16 protein-coding genes and 5 tRNA genes are annotated in these 17,829 nt (G+C 73.0%); 8 read left to right on the top strand and 13 right to left on the bottom strand.

Annotation, left to right across the window (positions count from 1 at the left end):
• Window positions 1–33 precede the first annotated feature (33 nt).
• The 5 genes from ACFWBN_RS21800 (at window position 34) to ACFWBN_RS21780 (ending at window position 511) form a co-directional block, all read left to right on the top strand.
• Window positions 34–106, top strand: a tRNA-Gly gene (locus ACFWBN_RS21800).
• Window positions 107–148: 42 nt separating this feature from the next.
• A tRNA-Cys gene (locus ACFWBN_RS21795) sits at window positions 149–222 on the top strand.
• A 1-nt stretch (window position 223) separates the two neighbouring features.
• Window positions 224–295, top strand: a tRNA-Val gene (locus ACFWBN_RS21790).
• Between the two features lie 19 nt (window positions 296–314).
• Window positions 315–386, top strand: a tRNA-Val gene (locus tag ACFWBN_RS21785).
• Between the two features lie 50 nt (window positions 387–436).
• Window positions 437–511: transfer RNA gene (locus tag ACFWBN_RS21780), tRNA-Val, on the top strand.
• 56 nt (window positions 512–567) lie between these two features.
• Here ACFWBN_RS21780 and ACFWBN_RS21775 read toward each other — a convergent pair.
• From ACFWBN_RS21775 to ACFWBN_RS21765, 3 genes are all read right to left on the bottom strand, one after another.
• The gene (locus ACFWBN_RS21775; RefSeq protein WP_385178539.1) at window positions 568–873 is read right to left on the bottom strand and encodes a zf-TFIIB domain-containing protein; all 306 of its coding nucleotides are present in this window, start codon (window positions 871–873) and stop codon (window positions 568–570) included.
• 64 nt (window positions 874–937) lie between these two features.
• Window positions 938–1,957, bottom strand: coding sequence for a phosphotransferase family protein (locus tag ACFWBN_RS21770; protein WP_385178538.1), 1,020 nt, complete (start codon window positions 1,955–1,957; stop codon window positions 938–940).
• Between the two features lie 226 nt (window positions 1,958–2,183).
• Window positions 2,184–2,369 carry a hypothetical protein gene (locus ACFWBN_RS21765; RefSeq protein ID WP_385178537.1) on the bottom strand — a complete coding sequence of 62 codons (186 nt, stop codon included), beginning with the start codon at window positions 2,367–2,369 and terminating at the stop codon, window positions 2,184–2,186.
• A 550-nt stretch (window positions 2,370–2,919) separates the two neighbouring features.
• On the opposite strand from ACFWBN_RS21765, the gene ACFWBN_RS21760 reads away from it, so the two are divergent.
• Window positions 2,920–4,107, top strand: coding sequence for a protein kinase (locus tag ACFWBN_RS21760; RefSeq protein ID WP_385178536.1), 1,188 nt, complete (start codon window positions 2,920–2,922; stop codon window positions 4,105–4,107).
• Window positions 4,108–4,116: 9 nt separating this feature from the next.
• On the opposite strand, the gene ACFWBN_RS21755 is transcribed toward ACFWBN_RS21760, so the two are convergent.
• From ACFWBN_RS21755 to ACFWBN_RS21720, 8 genes are all read right to left on the bottom strand, one after another.
• Entirely contained in the window at window positions 4,117–4,935 is an 819-nt protein-coding gene (locus ACFWBN_RS21755; protein ID WP_382647971.1) for a TrmH family RNA methyltransferase, read from the bottom strand.
• A gap of 42 nt (window positions 4,936–4,977) precedes the next feature.
• A complete protein-coding gene (cobA, locus tag ACFWBN_RS21750) occupies window positions 4,978–6,201 on the bottom strand; it encodes a uroporphyrinogen-III C-methyltransferase (RefSeq protein WP_385178535.1) in 1,224 nt (407 codons plus the stop codon).
• A gap of 710 nt (window positions 6,202–6,911) precedes the next feature.
• Window positions 6,912–10,079 (bottom strand): nicotinate-nucleotide--dimethylbenzimidazole phosphoribosyltransferase, encoded by a 3,168-nt coding sequence (gene cobT, locus ACFWBN_RS21745; RefSeq protein ID WP_385178534.1) that lies wholly within the window; start codon window positions 10,077–10,079, stop codon window positions 6,912–6,914.
• 275 nt (window positions 10,080–10,354) lie between these two features.
• The gene (cbiE, locus tag ACFWBN_RS21740) at window positions 10,355–11,566 is read right to left on the bottom strand and encodes a precorrin-6y C5,15-methyltransferase (decarboxylating) subunit CbiE (RefSeq protein WP_385178533.1); all 1,212 of its coding nucleotides are present in this window, start codon (window positions 11,564–11,566) and stop codon (window positions 10,355–10,357) included.
• 79 nt (window positions 11,567–11,645) lie between these two features.
• Window positions 11,646–12,326, bottom strand: coding sequence for a GNAT family N-acetyltransferase (locus ACFWBN_RS21735; protein WP_385178532.1), 681 nt, complete (start codon window positions 12,324–12,326; stop codon window positions 11,646–11,648).
• Between the two features lie 225 nt (window positions 12,327–12,551).
• On the bottom strand, window positions 12,552–13,415 hold the full coding sequence (locus ACFWBN_RS21730; protein WP_385178531.1) for a MetQ/NlpA family ABC transporter substrate-binding protein: 864 nt from the start codon (window positions 13,413–13,415) through the stop codon (window positions 12,552–12,554).
• 92 nt (window positions 13,416–13,507) lie between these two features.
• Complete coding sequence (locus ACFWBN_RS21725; RefSeq protein ID WP_385178530.1) at window positions 13,508–14,176, bottom strand: methionine ABC transporter permease; 669 nt, start codon at window positions 14,174–14,176, stop codon at window positions 13,508–13,510.
• Window positions 14,173–15,237 carry a methionine ABC transporter ATP-binding protein gene (locus ACFWBN_RS21720; protein ID WP_385178529.1) on the bottom strand — a complete coding sequence of 355 codons (1,065 nt, stop codon included), beginning with the start codon at window positions 15,235–15,237 and terminating at the stop codon, window positions 14,173–14,175. Before ACFWBN_RS21720 ends, ACFWBN_RS21725 begins: the two co-directional genes overlap by 4 nt.
• Before the next feature lie 590 nt (window positions 15,238–15,827).
• On the opposite strand from ACFWBN_RS21720, the gene ACFWBN_RS21715 reads away from it, so the two are divergent.
• Both ACFWBN_RS21715 and ACFWBN_RS21710 read left to right on the top strand, forming a co-directional pair.
• On the top strand, window positions 15,828–16,196 hold the full coding sequence (locus tag ACFWBN_RS21715) for a hypothetical protein (protein ID WP_385178528.1): 369 nt from the start codon (window positions 15,828–15,830) through the stop codon (window positions 16,194–16,196).
• Window positions 16,189–16,605 (top strand): hypothetical protein, encoded by a 417-nt coding sequence (locus tag ACFWBN_RS21710; protein ID WP_385178527.1) that lies wholly within the window; start codon window positions 16,189–16,191, stop codon window positions 16,603–16,605. Before ACFWBN_RS21715 ends, ACFWBN_RS21710 begins: the two co-directional genes overlap by 8 nt.
• Window positions 16,606–16,623: 18 nt before the next feature.
• Here ACFWBN_RS21710 and ACFWBN_RS21705 read toward each other — a convergent pair whose 3' ends face one another.
• Window positions 16,624–17,130, bottom strand: coding sequence for a GNAT family N-acetyltransferase (locus ACFWBN_RS21705; RefSeq protein ID WP_385178526.1), 507 nt, complete (start codon window positions 17,128–17,130; stop codon window positions 16,624–16,626).
• A gap of 37 nt (window positions 17,131–17,167) precedes the next feature.
• On the bottom strand, window positions 17,168–17,689 hold the full coding sequence (locus ACFWBN_RS21700) for an RNA polymerase sigma factor (RefSeq protein WP_385178525.1): 522 nt from the start codon (window positions 17,687–17,689) through the stop codon (window positions 17,168–17,170).
• Between the last annotated feature and the right edge of the window lie 140 nt (window positions 17,690–17,829).

The raw sequence follows: 17,829 nt of genomic DNA, 5'->3' as shown, positions 1-17,829 counted from the left end.
AGGGGCAAAACCCCGGAGCGAACACGGTGACCTGCGGACGTAGCTCAGTTGGTAGAGCACCACCTTGCCAAGGTGGATGTCGCGAGTTCGAGTCTCGTCGTCCGCTCGAAGTGGGGGATCTCTTCCCGATGACCCCCCGCAGCTCCATGGTGGAGTGGCCGAGAGGCGAGGCAACGGCCTGCAAAGCCGTCTACACGGGTTCAAATCCCGTCTCCACCTCCAAGGACGATTAGCTCAGCGGGAGAGCGCTTCCCTGACACGGAAGAGGTCACTGGTTCAATCCCAGTATCGTCCACTGGTCCGCAAGGATCCCCGCGCGATTAGCTCAGCGGGAGAGCGCTTCCCTGACACGGAAGAGGTCACTGGTTCAATCCCAGTATCGCGCACGCAGTATCATGCACCACCTGCTTGACCTGCGGTTACGCACCGTAGTCCCGCGCGATTAGCTCAGCGGGAGAGCGCTTCCCTGACACGGAAGAGGTCACTGGTTCAATCCCAGTATCGCGCACCACCCGGAAGCCCCGGCCGTCTCGACGGCCGGGGCTTCCGTCGTTCCTCGGGCCGGGCTCAGGAGGAGAAGAGCATCCGGCCGAAGCCGCCGCGGTGGTGGTGGCCGTGACCGTGGCCGTGACCGCCGTGGTGCGGGGCGCCCCAGGCGGGGGCCGGGGCCGCGTGCTGGGCCGGGTAGGGCGCCGGGGGCGCGGCGGGCGGGGGCACCTGGCCGTACTGGGCGGTGTACTGGGACTCCAGGCGGGTCAGCGCCTCCAGCTCGCCGTAGTCGAGGAAGATGCCGCGACAGCCGCTGCACTGCTCGATCTGGACACCGTTGCGGTTGTAGGTGTGCATCATGGCGTGACACTTCGGACACTGCATGCCGGTTCAACTCCTCGCCGTCGACGTAGCCACCGGATGCATGCCCGGCGGCGGGAAACTCACCCTACGACGGAGGCCCGGACTCCAAGTCGGCCGGGAGCCCGGCTATTCGGACACAGGCGTCCACCATCAGCCGCTCCACGTCGTCGAGTCGGCGGCCCGACCCGGCGGCCTTGGCCAGGGCCAGGGCGGCCGTCTGTACGGTGAGCGCGCGGGCGGCGAGGTCGAGTTCCGGCCAGGGGTCGGAGCCGGGCGGACCGGCGGCCGGGCCGCCGACGGCGCGGTAGGCGTCGAGGAAGCGCAGCCAGGTGCCGGTGTCGAGCAGCCCCGCGGCGTACCAGGCGGCGGGGCGGGCGAGGTCCCAGGCGGGGGTGCCGAGGCCGAGGTCGTCGACGTCGATGAGGAGCCAGGGCCCCGCCGGGGCGGGATGCCGGACCAGCTGCCCGAGGTGCAGGTCCCCGTGGCACAGCGCCCCGCCGGCGGGCGCCTCGGCTTCCCCGCGCGCCCAGGCGGGCAGCGTGCGGGCGGCGGCGCGTACGGCACGGGCGTCGGCGCGTGTGGCGGCGCCTTCGACTCGTTCCACGAGTTCGACGCCTTCGGGGACTTCGGGGACTTCGGGGACTTCGCCGGTGGTGTCCGGCAGCGCCCGCGCGAGGCGGCGCAGGGCGCGGGCGACCTTGGCCGGGCCGCGCATCGGCGGGACCGGGCCCGGGAGTCCGTCGAGCGGTGTCCGGTGCAGGGCCGCGAGCAGCCGGGCGGCCTCCTCCCAGGGCGCGTCCTCGGGGCGTTCCGGGTCCACGGGGGTCCCGTACGGCCAGAGGGAGACGGGCCGCCCGTGGACGGAGCCGCAGCCGGCCCGCAGCGGTGGCAGCAGCACACCTGCCAGCGCCCGGTCCCCGGCGATCCGCACCCGTACGGCGAGGCCCTCGCGGTCGGCGTCCTCGGCGTGCGCCTTGGCCACGGCCGGCCCGCAGCGCACCACGGTCCCGTCGTCCCGGTCGGCGAGGACCGCATACGGCTCCCCCGCTCCCGGGCCGCCCGCGGCGGCGTACGCGGCGAGGGCGGCGGGCAACGGCACGGTCATGGGAACCCCCGGGTCGGACGGGCCGGTCCGGCCCCGGAGCACATGCAAGCACGGGTGGGCCCGTACGGGGAAAGGAGGGAACGAACAAAAAGGGTGCTGCCCGTGCGACTCCCCAGTCGCACGGGCAGCACCCTTCACCTGCCGTCCGTTGTCGCTCCCCCGTCCCCACGGGGTTCGACAGGCCGATGTCCCGGCCCGGGCCGCTCTCCCGGACCTGGGGCGCCGCTCAGCGCCCCAGCATCATGCCCACGGACGACGCCTGTGCCGCGACCTGCTCGAAGCCTCCGAAGAGGAAGAGCAGGAGGGCGGCCAGGGGGAGCACCATCGCCGCGGCCACCAGCGGGTGGCGCGTACCGGACTCATGGCCGTTGAACGCGAATGCCTTGCGTCCCTGCCGTGCGATGTCCGCCATGGTCCTCTCCCTGTCGTTTGGCAGCGGCGGGCTTGTGACCTCGGGGACGAGTGCGCCACCCGCCGCTTGTCTTCAACACTAGGCGGGCGGAAGGCCCCTGGCCTCATGCCCTCGTACCCCTTGCCGGGCCTCCAGGAGGATGACGGCATCCACCCCGCGTACTCCCCTGGGTGGAGACCGCTCGCCCGTTGTAGGGGTCTTCCCGGAGGGGGTCACCGGAGCGTAGTGACTTCGCTCACTTCCGTCACTCCCTGTTCCTGCGTGTCCGCGGGCAGGCTGTCGGCAAGATCGACTCGGGTGTGGGGCGTGCGCGGGCGCACGCGACCGGGCCGGGGGCCCGGTAGCTGCACCAATCCCCTTTCCGGGAGGGCTGGTTGGCCGCCCGCGAGAGGGGTTCGCCGGCACCCTGCGGCAGTGCTGAAAGACCCTCAAGTGTGCTGTGCCGCACTGACAATCGAATCTCCCGGCGAGGGCGCGGCCTCTGAGCGCGCATGCCGGATCGTCCGTAAGCTGTGCCACGTCAACAGGACGACCGGTCAGCGGGGTGGACATGGCGATGATGCGGCTCCGGCGCGAGGACCCGCGTGTCGTCGGCTCGTTCAGACTGCACCGACGGCTCGGCGCCGGCGGCATGGGTGTGGTCTACCTGGGATCCGACCGGCGCGGGCAGCGCGTCGCGCTCAAGGTCATCCGGCCGGATCTGGCCGAGGACCAGGAGTTCCGCTCCCGGTTCGCCCGCGAGGTGTCCGCCGCCCGGCGGATCCGGGGCGGGTGCACCGCGCGCCTGGTGGCGGCGGACCTGGAGGCCGAGCGGCCGTGGTTCGCCACGCAGTACGTGCCCGGGCCCTCCCTGCACGACAAGGTGGCCGAGGAAGGCCCCCTCACGGCCGCGCAGATCGCCGCGATCGGCGCCGCGCTCTCCGAGGGCCTCGTCGCCGTGCACGAGGCGGGCGTCGTCCACCGCGACCTCAAGCCCTCGAACATTCTTCTCTCCCCCAAGGGCCCGCGGATCATCGACTTCGGGATCGCCTGGGCCACCGGGGCGAGCACCCTCACCCACGTGGGAACGGCCGTCGGCTCCCCCGGCTTCCTGGCGCCCGAACAGGTGCGCGGCGCCGCCGTCACCCCCGCCACGGACGTCTTCGCCCTCGGTGCCACCCTCGCCTACGCGGCGACCGCGGACTCGCCCTTCGGGCACGGCAGTTCCGAGGTCATGCTGTACCGGGTGGTCCACGAGGAGCCGCACCTGCAGGGGGTTCCGGACGCGCTCGCGCCCCTCGTACGGGCCTGCCTGGCCAAGGACCCCGAGGACCGGCCCAGCACGCTCCAGCTGTCGATGCGGCTCAAGGAGATCGCGGCCCGCGAGGCGCAGGGGCTGCCCGAGGGGCGCCCGCCGGCGCAGCGCGCCCGCACCGAGCGGCCTGCGGGTCGGCCGGCGGAGGACTCCGCCACGTACGCCGACCAGCGCACGGAGCGCCGTACGCGCGGCGACACCACTCCGCGGGCCCAGGGCGGGCCGCCCTCGCGGCCCTCGTCCTCCCGCACCCCGCGCACCCCCGGGGGGCCCTCCTCCCGGCCGACCGCGGGGCGTACGGGCGGCCGCCCGGCCCCCCGGACGACGGGGACGGGGCGGCGCCCTTCGCGGCCGGACCCGAAGCTGATGCGGCAGCGGCTGATCGTGTTCGTCGTGGTGACGCTGATCGTGGCGCTGGGCATCGCGGCGGCCCAGAAGTTCTGACGGGGGGAACTACGCGGTCTCGCGGCCCTGGGCCACCGCGTAGAAGGCGACGGCCGCGGCCGCGCCCACGTTCAGGGAGTCCACGCCGTGCGCCATGGGGATGCGCACCCATTCGTCGGCGGCGACCAGCGCCTGCGTGGACAGTCCGTCGCCCTCGGCGCCGAGCATCAGCGCGACCCGCTCCAGGGACTGGGGCGCGGCCACGTCGATCGGCGAGGCCTTCTGGTGCGGGGTCAGGGCGAGCAGCTTGAAGCCGGCCTCCCGGACCGAGTCCAGGCCCTTGGGCCAGGCGTCCAGACGGGCGTAGGGGACGGAGAAGACCGCGCCCATGGAGACCTTCACCGAGCGGCGGTACAGCGGGTCCGCGCAGTCGGGCGACAGCAGCACCGCGTCCATGCCGAGGGCGGCGGCGCTGCGGAAGATGGCCCCGATGTTGGTGTGGTCGTTGACCGCTTCCATGATGACCACGCGGCGGGTCGTGGCGAGGAGCTCCTCGGCCGTCGGCAGCGGCTTGCGCTGCATGGAGGCGAGGGCGCCGCGGTGCACGTGGTAGCCGGTGACGCGCTCGGCGAGCTCGGGGCTGACCGCGTAGACCGGGGCCGGGAGCTCGTCGATGACGTCGCGCATGACGTCGACCCACTTGGCGGAGAGCAGCATCGAGCGCATCTCGTACCCGGCGTCCTTGGCACGTCTGATGACCTTCTCGCCCTCGGCGATGAAAAGGCCTTCCGCGGGCTCGCGCCTGCGCCGGAGTTCGACGTCGGTCAGGCCCGTGTAGTCGCGCAGGCGCGGGTCGTCGGGGTCTTCGACGGTGATGAGATCAGCCACAGGGTGATACTGCCTTGTCCTGGGTGTGAAGCCAACGGCCTGTCAGGCGCTGGTGGTGGGGGGAGTTCCGTTGACCGCGACGACGTCACCGATGACGATGACCGCGGGCGGCCGGACCTCCTGTGCCCGGACCGTCTCGCCGACCGTGGCGAGCGTGGCGTCCACGCGGCGCTGGGTGGCGGTGGTGCCCTCCTGGATGACCGCGACGGGGGTCTCGGCGGAGCGGCCGTGGCGCACGAGCGCCTCGGCGATCAGGCCGATCTTGTCGACGCCCATCAGGATCACCAGGGTGCCGGTGAGCTTGGCGAGGGAGGCCCAGTCCACCAGGGAGCGCGGATCGTCGGGTCCGACGTGGCCGCTGACCACCGTGAACTCGTGCGCCACGCCGCGGTGGGTGACGGGGATGCCGACGGCGCCGGGCACCGAGATGGAGCTGGAGATGCCGGGCACGACGGTGCAGGGGATTCCCTCCTGCGCGAGCGCCTGGAGCTCCTCCATGCCGCGGCCGAAGACGTACGGGTCCCCGCCCTTGAGCCGGACCACGGCCTTGCCGGCCTTGGCGTGCTCGATCAGCGCGTTGTTGATGGCCTCCTGGGCCATGAACCGGCCGTACGGGATCTTCGCGGCGTCGATGACCTCGACGTGCGGCGGGAGCTCGTCGAGCAGGTCGCGGGGGCCGAGCCGGTCGGCGATGACGACGTCGGCCTCGGCGAGCAGGCGGCGGCCGCGCACGGTGATGAGGTCGGGGTCTCCGGGACCGCCGCCGACGAGGGAGACGCCGGGCGTGTGGGCGCGGGCGGCCGTGAGGGTGCCGTTGCGCAGCCCCTCGACGACCGCGTCCCGGACGGCGGCGGAGCGGCGGGGGTCGTTGCCGCTCAGCACGGCGACGGTCACGCCCTCCACTCGGCCGGTGGCCGGGGTCCAGGCGGTGGCGGCCTCGGCGTCGTCGGCACGGACGCACCAGACCCGCTCGCGCTCGGCTTCGGCGGAGGCGCGGTCGTTGGCCTCGCGGTCCCGGGTGGCGATGAGGGCGTACCAGGCGCCGACCAGGTCGCCGTCCTCGTAGCGGCGGCGCTCCCAGCGGATCTCGCCGGTCTCGGCCATGGCGTCCACGGAGGGGGTGGCGGAGGGGGAGACGAGCAGGACGTCGGCGCCGGCCGCGACGAGCGCGGGGAGGCGGCGCTGGGCGACCTGTCCGCCGCCGATGACGACGACGCGGCGGCCGGCGAGTCGAAGTCCTACGGGGTAGGCGGGGGTGTCGGCCATGGCGGTTGCGGCTCCCTGGTGCGGCGGTGGATCTGCGGGGCCGCTGCGGCGCTGGAGCGGCTGGTTGACGTGGGGTTTTCCGGTGTCCGGCTCCACGATACGACCCGGGGGGTCGGGGGTGCGGGTCGGGGCTTGGCTGTCGCCCGGCCTCCTGGGGCTCCGCCCCAGACCCCGCGCCTCAAACGCCGGCGGGGCTGGGTTTGTCCCCCCGGGCGGGGTCGGCCGTGCGGGCTGGTTTTCGCCGGGGCTGGGTTTGTCACCCTGGTCGGGGTCGGCCAGGTGGGTTTGTTCCGCCGGGGCGGGGTCTTGACCGTTCGGGCCGGTCCGCGGGGTCCCTCCGGGACGACTCCTCGTCCTCGCGCACTATGCCTCGTCACTGGCGTGCTGCTTTGGTTGCGCGCTCGTCCTGCGGGGACGTCCCTGCGCGCCCCCGCTCCCCCCGCAGGCCCAGGGGCCCGGTGCACGGGGAGTCGATTCGAAGCCCGCACCCGGGCGGGGCCGGAGTGGGGGTTGGGGTGGGGGCCCGCAGGAGGGTCCCCGCAGGACGAGCGCGCAACCGGGGCTTACGCCACGAAGGGGTGGCTTCGTGCGCGAGGACGAGGAGACACTCCGGAGGGGCACCGCCCCAACCCCCACTCCGGCCCCGCCCGCGGGGCACAAACCCAGCCCCGCCGGCGATTGAGGCGAACCACCGGCCGAAGCCCCGGCGGCTACTTTTCGGTGACGCCCGCCGAGTCGAACGTGGCGACCTCGTGCATCGCGCGGGCCGCGCTCTGGACCAGCGGGAGGGCCAGCAGGGCGCCCGTGCCCTCGCCGAGGCGGAGGTCCAGGTCGACCAGCGGGCGCAGGCCGAGCTTGTTCAGGGCCGCGACGTGGCCCGGCTCCGCGCTGCGGTGGCCCGCGATGCACGCGGACAGGGCCTCGGGGGCGATGGCGCGGGCCACCAGGGCGGCCGCGCCGGCGCTGACGCCGTCCAGGATCACCGGGGTCCGCAGGGAGGCTCCGCCGAGCAGGAGGCCGACGATCGCCGCGTGCTCCAGACCGCCGATGGCGGCGAGGACGCCGATCGGGTCGGCCGGGTCGGGCTGGTGGAGCTCCAGGGCGCGGCGGACGACCTCGACCTTGCGCGCGTGGGTCTCGTCGTTGATGCCCGTGCCGCGGCCGGTGACCTCCGCCGGGTCGACCCCGGTGAAGACCGAGATGAGGGCCGCGGAAACCGTGGTGTTCGCGATGCCCATCTCGCCCGTGAGCAGGGCCTTGTTGCCCGCCGCGACCAGGTCGCGGGCCGTCTCGATGCCGACCTCGATCGCGGCCACGGCCTCTTCGCGGGTCATCGCCGGGCCCACGGAGAGGTCGGCGGTGCCCGGGCGGACCTTCCGGGGAAGGAGGCCGGGGGTGGCGGGCAGGTCGCCCGCGACGCCGACGTCGATCACGCAGACCTCGGCACCGACCTGGTTGGCGAAGGCGTTGCAGACCGCCCCGCCGCCCAGGAAGTTGGCCACCATCTGCGTGGTGACCTCCTGGGGCCAGGGGGTCACGCCCTGGGCGTGCACGCCGTGGTCACCCGCGAAGATCGCGACCGCGGCCGGCTCCGGGATCGGCGGCGGGCAGACCCGCGAGAGGCCGGAGAGCTGCGCCGAGATGATTTCGAGCATGCCCAGGGCCCCTGCGGGCTTCGTCATGCGCTTCTGGCGTTCCCATGCCTCGCCCAGCGCCTTCGCGTCGAGCGGGCGGATGCTGGCGACCGTCTCCGAGAGCAGGTCGTGCGGCTCCTCGCCGGGCAGCGCGCGGCGCCCGTACGTCTCCTCGTGGACGACCCAGGAGAGGGGTCGGCGCTGGGACCAGCCCGCTTGGGCCAGCTCCGGCTCCTCCGGGAACTCGTCGACGTAGCCGACGCACAGGTACGCGACGACCTCCAGGTGCTCCGGCAGGCCGAGCGCGCGGACCATCTCGCGCTCGTCGAAGAAGCTGACCCAGCCGACGCCGAGGCCTTCGGCGCGCGCGGCGAGCCAGAGGTTCTCGACGGCGAGGGCCGAGGAGTACGGGGCCATCTGCGGCTGGGTGTGCCGGCCGAGGGTGTGGCGGCCGCCGCGGGTGGGGTCGGCGGTGACGACGATGTTCACCGGGGTGTCGAGGATGGCCTCGATCTTGAGTTCCTTGAACTGCTTGGCCCGGGCCTTGGGCAGCGAGTTCGCGTAGGCCTCGCGCTGCCGCTGGGCGAGCTCGTGCATCGTCCGGCGAGTTTCGGCGGAGCGGATGACGACGAAGTCCCAGGGCTGGGAGTGGCCGACGCTGGGCGCGGTGTGGGCCGCCTCCAGGACGCGCAGCAGCACCTCGTGCGGGATCGGGTCGGTACGGAAGCCCTTGCGGATGTCGCGGCGTTCGCGCATGACGCGCAGGACGGCCTCGCGCTCGGCGTCGTCGTACGCGGGCGCCGGCTCGCCCGCGGCGGGCTCGGCGTACAGGGTCTCGGCTTCGGCCGGGGCGGGCTCCGCCGGGGTCTCGGGCTCGGCCGCTGCGAGCGGCTCCGCCGCAACGGGCTCCGCGTGTACGGGCTCTGCCGGTGCGGCGGCGTCCGGGGCGGCCGGGGACTCGACGGGCTCTGCGAGCACCTCGGGAGAGGCCGGCTCCGCGAGTGCGGCGGCCTCCGGCTCGGCCGGGATCCGAACGGGCTCGGCGAGCGCCTCGGGAGAGGCCGGCTCCGCCGGTACCTCCGGGACGGGCTGGTCCGCCGGCACGGCGGCTTCCGGTGCGGCCGGGGCCGGGACGGGCTCCGCGGGTGCCTCCGCCGCAGGGGCGTCGGCGGGCTGCACCACCGTTTCTGCGGGTGCGGGCACCGCGACCGGCTCGGGGGCCGGGACGGGCTCCACCGGGGCGGCCTCGGCGGCGAGGGGCTCCTGCGCCACGGGCTCGGCAGCGGGAACGACCGGCTCGGCGGCCGCGGCGGGCTCCGGGGCGGCCTCCGCGATCGGGGCATGGTCCGGGACGGGCTCGGCGGCCGGCACGGGCTCGGGGGCCGGGGCGGCCTGCGCGACCGGCTCGGGGGCGGAGAACGCGGCGACCTCCGGGACCGGCTCGGGAGCCGGGGCGGCATCCGCCGGCGGCTCGGCGGCCTGGGCCTGGGCGGCCTCCGCCGCCGGCTCCGGGGCCGGGACGGGCTCGGCGACCGGGGCGGCGACCGGGGCGGCGACCGGGGCCTGGGCCGGCTCCATGGCCCACGGCGCACCCGCCTGCGGCGGGATCTCGCTCAGCTGCGGTACGGGCGCCGCCAGGGCATCGGCACGCGGGACGTCCAGGTATTCGGGCCCGGTGGTCGGCGGACCGGCCTGGCGGACCGGCATCGGCGCCGCGGCAGGACCCCGGTCCGCGAGGGAGCGTACGAGTCCACCGGTGGCCTCGGGCACGGGCGGGCCCATGTGCAGCGGCCGCCGGACCGGCGCGGCCTGCGCGACGGGAACCGCGGGCGGAGGAACGACGAGCCCGCCGAGGTCGAGCGCGCCGGAGTCACGGCCGCCCGTCTCGTGCGCGCCCGCGCCGTAGGAGGGGAACTCGGGGTACGGGGCCGGTTCTGCGTAGGCCGCCGGAGCCTCGGGGTACGAGGGCTCGGTGCCGTACGGCGCGTCCGCGTAGGCCTGCGGCTCGACGGGGAAGGCGGGAGCCGGCGGGACGACCTGCGGGTCGCTCCACGAGCCCTGGCCGCTCGGCATGAGCAGCAGTTCCTCGTCCTCCGGCTCGGCCGGGTTGTCCACGAGGTCGTGGAAGGCGTAGCCGGGGGGCAGCGGCGGGGGCATCTGGAGCGGAGCGGGCATGCCCTGCTGATCCACCATGCCCGCGTTGTCCGGGTGACCCTCGCCCGGGACCTGGCCGGTGTCAGTCATGCGTACCCCTCGCCCATCGGTGTTGCCTCTTCGATCGCCCGGTCGCCCACAGGGCCCGCCGCGCGGAGTTGCCGTGCGGGTCTGCCGTGCGACGCGTTCGCCTCACCTGCGCCTGCGCGACAACCACTAAGCATTGTCGCGCCCGTTAGCCACCGTGGCGGCCATAACCGCCACGGTCCACTGTGGACTGCGCCACGTCGCGCGTCCCGCGGTGCCGTGATGCCCGAATCGTCCAGGGCAGTACGACGATCGGCCAGCCTACCCCGGCCCTCGGCTCAGCGGGTCACTGGGCGTTCAGCGGACAGGAGGAACACGACGGAACGGTCCTGTTCGGTCCAGGTGCGGGTGTCCAGGCCCACGGACTGGAGCAGCGCGCACTCGACGGCGTACCCGTGTTCGGTGAGTGCCCGGCCGATGGCTTCCGCCTCGTCGCGGGTGGAGGCGTGGCTGACGATCCGTTCGGGGCGGCGGTCGGCGACGGCGGCGACGACGGCCGCTCCTCCGCCGCCGACGCGGACGACGTCGGGTTCGGGCAGGTCCTCCAGTACGTGCGGTGCGCGCCCGGCGACGACCTGGAGCTGCACTCCTCGCTTGCGGGCGGCGGCAGTTACGCGTTCGCAGGCGTGCGGGTCGCTGTCGACGGCGATGACGGCGGCGCCGAGAGCGGCGGCGTCCACGGCGACGCCGCCGGAGCCTGCGCCGATGTCCCAGACGAGGTCGCCGGTGCGGGGGCCGAGCCGGGCGAGCTGTGCGGCCCGCAGTTGCGCGGACTCGCCCTCCCCCGTGTCGGCCTGGGGCCTGGCCCAGCCGCGGCCGGCGGGTCCGGGGGACTGGGCGGCGCTCTGGCCGAGCAGCCAGCCCGGGTCGGCGGCGGAGACCTGTCCCCCGCCGCCGATGACGATGACGACGTTGGGGTCGCGCCAGGTGTGGTCGGCGGCCTTGTCGGAGGTGAGGACGCTCACCTGTTCCTTGTCGGTGCCGAGTTCCTCGCAGACGACGAAGGTGCGGTGGACTCCTTCGAGGAGCAGGGCGAGTTCGGCGGGGCCGGCGCCGGGCGAGGTGAGGACGGCGACCTTGGCGTGGGCGCGGCAGACGTTGACGGCGCGGCGCAGGGTGCGCGGGTGGGCGACGACGACCTGGGCGTCGTCCCAGGGCATGCCGGCGCGGGCGAAGGCGGCGGCGACGGCGGAGACGGCCGGGACGACCTCGACCTCCAGGCCGTGCTCCGGGGCGCGCAGGGTGCGTACGACGCCGAAGAAGCCGGGGTCCCCGTCGGCGAAGACGACGGCGGTGCCGCGGTGGCCGGCGATGCGGCGCGCGGCGAGGCCCAGGCTGCCGAGGCGGATGCGTTCGGCGGTGGGCGGGACCTCGGGGAGCGCGAGGTGGTGGGCGGCGCCCGCCACGAGGGTGGCGGCGGAGAGCGCGGACCGGGCGGCCGCGGTCAGGGGCGAGCCGTCCCAGCCGATCACCGTGACCCGGTCTGCCATCGTCGTCGGTCTCCTGGGGTGGGGGCAGGCGAAGTTTTCGTCGGGGGGTCCGGCACGGTGAGACTACCTGGTCATCGGGTCAGTTCCAGTCGGCGCCGACGCGGTGGCCGTTCGCGTCGGCCCGCTGCTCGTAGCCGGTGTAGGCGTCGTAGCCGTCGTAGTCCCCGTAGCCTTCCGCGTCGTCGAGGTCCTCGGGGACGAGGCTCCAGACGATGAGGTCGGTGCGGGTGTCGGTCCAGGTGCCGTCGGCCGTCTGAGTGCGCACTATCCACGCGTTGCGCAGGACGCCTTCGCTGATGCAGCCGATCTTCTGGGCCACCTGCTGGGATGCGGTGTTGTCTGCGGCGGTGCGCAGTTCGAGGCGTTCGAAGGCCTGGTCGCGGAAGAGCCATTGGGCGACGGCGAGCACGGACTCGCTGGCGTAGCCCTCGCCACGGGCCCACGGGGCGGTGACGTAGCCGACCTCGGTGGCGCGGGTCCGCCAGTTGGTGTTCTGGAGGTGGACGATGCCGACGAGGCGCTGGGTGAGGAACTCGGTGACGGCGAAGACGATGCCGCGGCCCTCGGTTCGTTCGGCGTGCGAGGCCTCGGTGGCCCAGGCTCGGGCATCGGCGTGGGTGTAGGGGTGCGGTACGGAGGTCCAGGCGGTGACGTGCTCGTCGTTCATCATCTCGGTGAGCGCGGTGACGTCCTCTTCCTCGAAGGGGCGCAGCACCAGCCGGTCCGTGCTGATGGTGACGTCCGGGAAGGTGGTAGTCATGCGCAGCTCCATGCCTGAGACCGTGGTGCGACCGTGGTGCGATGCGACCGTGGTGCGGGACCGTTCCGTACGGGACCGTTTGTGCGGGTCGTAGGCCACAGCATGCAGCATCGGCCGGGGGATGTGCAGGGCCGGGTTGCCCGGAAGCGGGCAGACCTCGGCCCCGCACACCGACAGGGGTGTGCGGGGCCGTAGGGCCTGGCCGGACGGTGCGGGCCGGGTGGGTCAGGAGGCCGGGGTGCCGAAGGCCGGGATGACCGAGCCCTGGTACTTCTCCTCGATGAACTTCTTGACCTCGTCGGAGTTCAGGAGCTTGGCGAGCTTCTGGATCCGCGGGTCGTTCTGGTTGCCGTCCTTGACCGCGAGGAAGTTGGCGTACGGGTTGCCCTCGGCCTTCTCCAGGATCAGCGCGTCCTTGGCGGGCGAGAGGTTGGCCTCGATGGCGTAGTTGCCGTTGATGACGGCGGCGTCCACGTCGTTCAGGGCGCGCGGGACCGTGGCGGCCTCCAGCTCCTTGAACTCCAGGCCCTTCTTGTCGGTGATGTCGGACAGCTTGGCGGTGGTGCCGACACCCTCCTTGAGGGTGATGAGGTTGTTCGCGGCGAGCAGCTGGAGCGCGCGGCCCTCGTTGGTGGTGTCGTTGGGGACGGCGATGGTCTGGCCGGCCTTGATGTCCGTGAGGGCCTTGACCTTCTTGGAGTAGAGGCCGAGGGGCTCCAGGTGCACGTTCACGACGGGCACGATGTGCGTCTTGTTCTTCTTGTTGAAGTCGTCGAGGTACGGCTTGTGCTGGAAGTAGTTGCCGTCGACCTGGCCCTGCTCGGTGGCGGTGTTCGGCAGGACGTAGTCCGTGAACTCCTTGACCTCGAGCTTGAGGCCCTCCTTCGCCGCGAGCTTGTCCTTGACGAAGTTCAGGACGTCGGCGTGGGGGCTCGGGGAGGCCGCGATGACGAGCGGCTTGCTCTCGTCGGTCTTGCCGCCGTCGGCCTTGGTGGAGGACGGGTCCGAGGAGCTGCCGCAGGCGGTGAGGCCGAGGGCGAGCGCGGTGGCGGTGGCGGCGAGGGCGGTGAGCTTGATGTTCTTACGCACGAAGAGTGCCTTTCTTGCATTTACGGGGTGGTGGCCCAAGCACGACAAGTGCGGGCTTTCTGGTGGGAAAAGTCTTGTCAGCCCGGGGGCTGTCAGGCTGTCCGGCCGCGGCGGGCCAGGAGTCGAACCACGCCGTCGCCGATCAGCTGGATCACCGTGACGATGGCGACCAGGACGATGACGGTGGCGACCATGAAGCCGGTCTCGAAGCGCTGGAAGCCGTAGGTGATGGCCTTGGAGCCGAGCCCTTCGCCGCCGACGGCGCCGGCCATGGCGGAGTAGCCGACCAGGGTGATCACGGTCGTGGTGACACCGGCGATCAGGGAGGGCAGGGCCTGCGGCAGGAGCACCTTGCCGACCAGGGTGGGGATGCCGCCGCCCATGGACTCGACGGCCTCGATCAGGCCGTGGTCCACCTCGCGGACGGCGGTCTCGACGAGCCGGGCGAAGAAGGGGATGGCGCCGATGGCGAGCGGGACGATCATGGCGGTGGGGCCGATGAAGGTGCCGACGACCGCGGTGGTGACCGGGATGAGGAAGATCAGCAGGATGATGAACGGCAGCGAGCGGCCTATGTTCACGATCACGCCGAGGACCTTGTTGAGCGGCCGGTTCTGGAGGAGGCCGCCCTTGTCGGTGAGGACCAGCAGGATGCCGATGGGCAGTCCGCCCAGGACGGTCACCAGGGTGGACCACAGCACCATGTAGAGGGTGTCGTAGGTGCCCTGGGTGAGCAGGGGCTGCATCTCGGACCAGGTCACTTCGCACCATCCTTGACCAGCGCGGCCAGTTCGTTGTCGATCCCGTCGGCTTCGTCGGCCTCGTCGATGACGTCGACCTGGAGGCCCTGCTCGCGCAGGAAGCCCACGGGTACGACGTTGTCCTCGAAGCGGCCCGGCAGCTCGATGCGCATGCGGCCGATCTGGCGCCCTGCGACGGTGTCCATCGCGGCGCCGAGGATCGAGATGTCGATGTTGTACGTCCGCGAGAGCTGCGAGATGACCGGCTGGGCCGCCGCCTCACCGTGGAAGGTGACGTCGACGACGGTCCGGTCGGGGCCGGTGGCGGCGCCGGTGACCGGGAAGAGTTCGCCGGCGAGCTCGGAGCCGGGGGTCGCGAGCAGTTCGGCGACGGTGCCGGACTCGATGATCCGGCCCCGCTTCATCAGGGCGGCCGAGTCGCAGACGGACTTGACCACGTCCATCTCGTGCGTGATCAGCAGCACGGTGAGGCCGAGCTGCTGGTTGAGGTCGCGCAGCAGCCGGAGGATGGAGCGGGTGGTCTCGGGGTCCAGGGCGCTGGTGGCCTCGTCGGACAGGAGCACCTTGGGGTCGCCGGCCAGGGCGCGGGCGATGCCGACGCGCTGCTTCTGGCCGCCGGAGAGCTGGGTGGGGTAGGCCTTGGCCTTGTCGGCGAGGCCGACCAGGTCGAGGAGTTCCAGGGCCTTGCGGGAGCGCTCGCGGCCGGAGACGCCGAGGATCTCCAGGGGCAGCTCGATGTTGGCCTGGACGGTGCGCGAGGACAGCAGGTTGAAGTGCTGGAAGACCATGCCGATGCGGCTGCGGGCCTCGCGGAGCTCCTTGCCGGCGCGGCGGCCGCGGCCGGCCAGCGCGGTGAGGTCGACTCCGTCGACCGTCACGGTGCCGGTGGTGGGGCGCTCCAGCAGGTTCACGCAGCGGATCAGGGAGGACTTGCCGGCGCCGCTCTGGCCGATGACTCCGTAGACCTCGCCCTCGCGGACGTGGAGGTCCACGCCGTCCAGGGCGGTGACCTCGCGGCCACGGGACTGGTAGACCTTCGTGAGGCCCGATGTGGTGATCACAGGATTTCCGTCGCTGTCGAGTGCTCGGCGCAGCGGGTGCCGGGCACGGGGCAAACATCTGGGGACGCGATACGGGTCGAACCGTCATGAAACGCCGACGATGACGCGTGCGCGGGGCAGGAGCGGTCCAGCGGTCCGTGTTGTTCAACAGCGGGCGTCGGAGCGGCTCGGCCGGTCTCGCTTCGGGGCGCGAGACTGCAGGAAGGGGCCCTCAGAAGGCGCACATTCGACACATACAACGAGCACCGGGCGTCATCGTCGCCTCGGTCGCAAGGGTGCGGCTGCTCGTCGTGGTCATGGGCCCAAGTAAAGCAGACGCATCCCTTCACCGATCAATGATGTCCGGATAGCGGACGGAATCCGGCCGTATACCGGACACCCCCGGTCGGTGCCGGCCGCCCGTCCCCGGGGTCGGACCGTCCTCGCTGACCTGCGCCGACACGGCCGGAAGATCCCGCACGACCCCGTCCGCGCCGAGCTCGTACGCGGTGTGCGCTGTGGTCAAGACCACGGTCCTCGTGCCGGCCGCGCGCGAGCGCGGGGCCAGGGGTGCGCGCATCGGGTCTTTCGGCCCGTAATACCCTCGCTGCATGCTCGACGCCCTGACGGTCGCCATCGGCGTGGCCGCACTCGCCCTCGCCGCCTGGTGCGGTCACGCCGCCTGGCGGGACCAGCCGACCAAGGACTGGCACTTCATCGGCATGGCCGTGGTGACCGTGCTGGTCCTGGCCCAGCTGGCGATCGGCCTGGTCCAGCTCGGCCGCGGCGAGAAGCCGGGGCAGGGCACGGTGCTGTTCGTCGCCTACCTGCTGGGCGCCTTCGCGGCGGTGCCGGCGGCGGGGATGCTCTCGCTGAGCGAGCGCACGAAGTGGGGTTCGGTGACGGTGGCCGCGGGCGCGGTCGTCCTCGCCGTCCTCGAAGTACGGCTCTACGACATCTGGGGAACCACCGGTGCCTGACACGACGACCGCCACTCCCGCCGGGCGCAAGCGGCTGGTTTCCGGGCCCGGGCTGCTCCTGGTGTGGCTGTACGGGGTGATGGTGGTCGGCGCGGTCTCGCGGTCGGCGTACCAGATCTCGACCGAGTTCGACCGGGCGCCGCTGGCGTACTCGCTGTCCGCCGCGGCCGCCCTGGCCTATGCCTTCATCACGTACTCGCTGGTGCGCGGCGGGGAGACGGCCCGCAAGGCGGCGCTGGCGTGCTGCGCCGTCGAGCTGGCGGGCGTACTGGCCGTGGGCACGTGGACGCTGGTGCGTCCCTCGTCCTTCCCCGACGCGACCGTGTGGTCGCAGTTCGGGATGGGCTACCTGTTCATCCCGGTGATCCTGCCGATCACCGGGATGATCTGGCTCCGCGCCAAGCGCTAGACGGCCTCGCTGCGGGCGCTACGCGCTGACGGCGAATTCGGTGGCGTCCTTGGCGTCCTTCTCCAGGATCACCAGCTGGACGCCGTCGGAGGCCGTGCGGCCGCCGACCTTGGTGTAGCCCGCGTTGCGGTAGAGCCGCAGGTTGGACTCGCTCTTGTGCCCGGTGTGCAGGCGGAACCGGGTCGTGCCGCCGCCGCCCGCGAGGGCTTCCTCGACGGCGCGCAGCAGGCGCGCGCCGAGGCCGTGGCCCTGGAGGCGGGGGTGCACGCAGAGCTTGGCGATCTTTCCGGTGCCGTCCTCGTCGACGCTGCCGCGCACGGTGCCGACGACCTCGTCACCGAGCCGGGCCACCAGTACGGTGTCCGCCGCCAGCTCCCCCTTGAGGGAGTCCAGGGACTGGGTGAGCGGCTGGATCAGGTAGTTGCCGTACAGCTCGGCCTCGCGCTGGAAGGCCAGGTACTGCAGTTTGAAGATCTGCTCAGCGTCCTCGGCAGCCGCCGCCGAAATGGTCACGCTCATGCCCATGTGCGCATGCCTCCCGCTCACCTGGTAGCCCGATGGTCTACCGCTCCTTTCCCCACAGGCCAGGAGCCGCAACCTCTGCAGCCAGCATTCTGCGCAGACATCCCAGGCAACGGGAACGGACGGGCCCCAAACTTCCTTGTGAGATACCCAACTCTCCTGCGATTTCACGGTAGGTGAGGTCTCTGGGCGAAAGAAGTGCCTTCATCAGCTCGGGACAGCGTCCGGGCAATCGGGCGACCGCCGATCGGAGGGCGCGGGTCTCCTCGCCGTGCAGCAGGGCGTCTTCCGGTGCGCCGCCCGTCTCGGCCGGCGTCACGCCGTAGGGGATCTCGCGCCGCGCGCGGCGCCGGGCGCGCCGGGCCTCCGCGCGCACCGCCCGGCGCAGCCAGCGGGCGCGGCCGGTGGGGTCCGGGTCGCGCGGGCCGCTCTCCAGCAGCCTGACCCAGACGGCTTGTTCCAGGTCGGCCGCCTCGACTCCGGTGCCCGGGGCCTCCGCGGCCGCCTCGGCCGAGAGCAGCGGGCCGAGCTTCTCAAAGAGGTCAGCCTTCAGCAGGTCCATGCCGGGCGGGACGAGTGGGGGGGCGGCGGGGGGGGGGGGCCCCGGGGCGGGCCGGGCTGCTCACCACCCCCCGGGGGGCCGGGCCGGCCGCCGCCACCCCGGACCCGGGTGACCTGTTACCCGGGCGCGGCGATCAGCAG

The organism is Streptomyces sp. NPDC059989 (assembly GCF_042736975.1).
Lineage (GTDB): Bacteria > Actinomycetota > Actinomycetes > Streptomycetales > Streptomycetaceae > Streptomyces.
The sequence above is the reverse complement of the archived record's forward strand: the minus strand, read 5'-3'. Positions and strand labels throughout refer to the sequence as shown.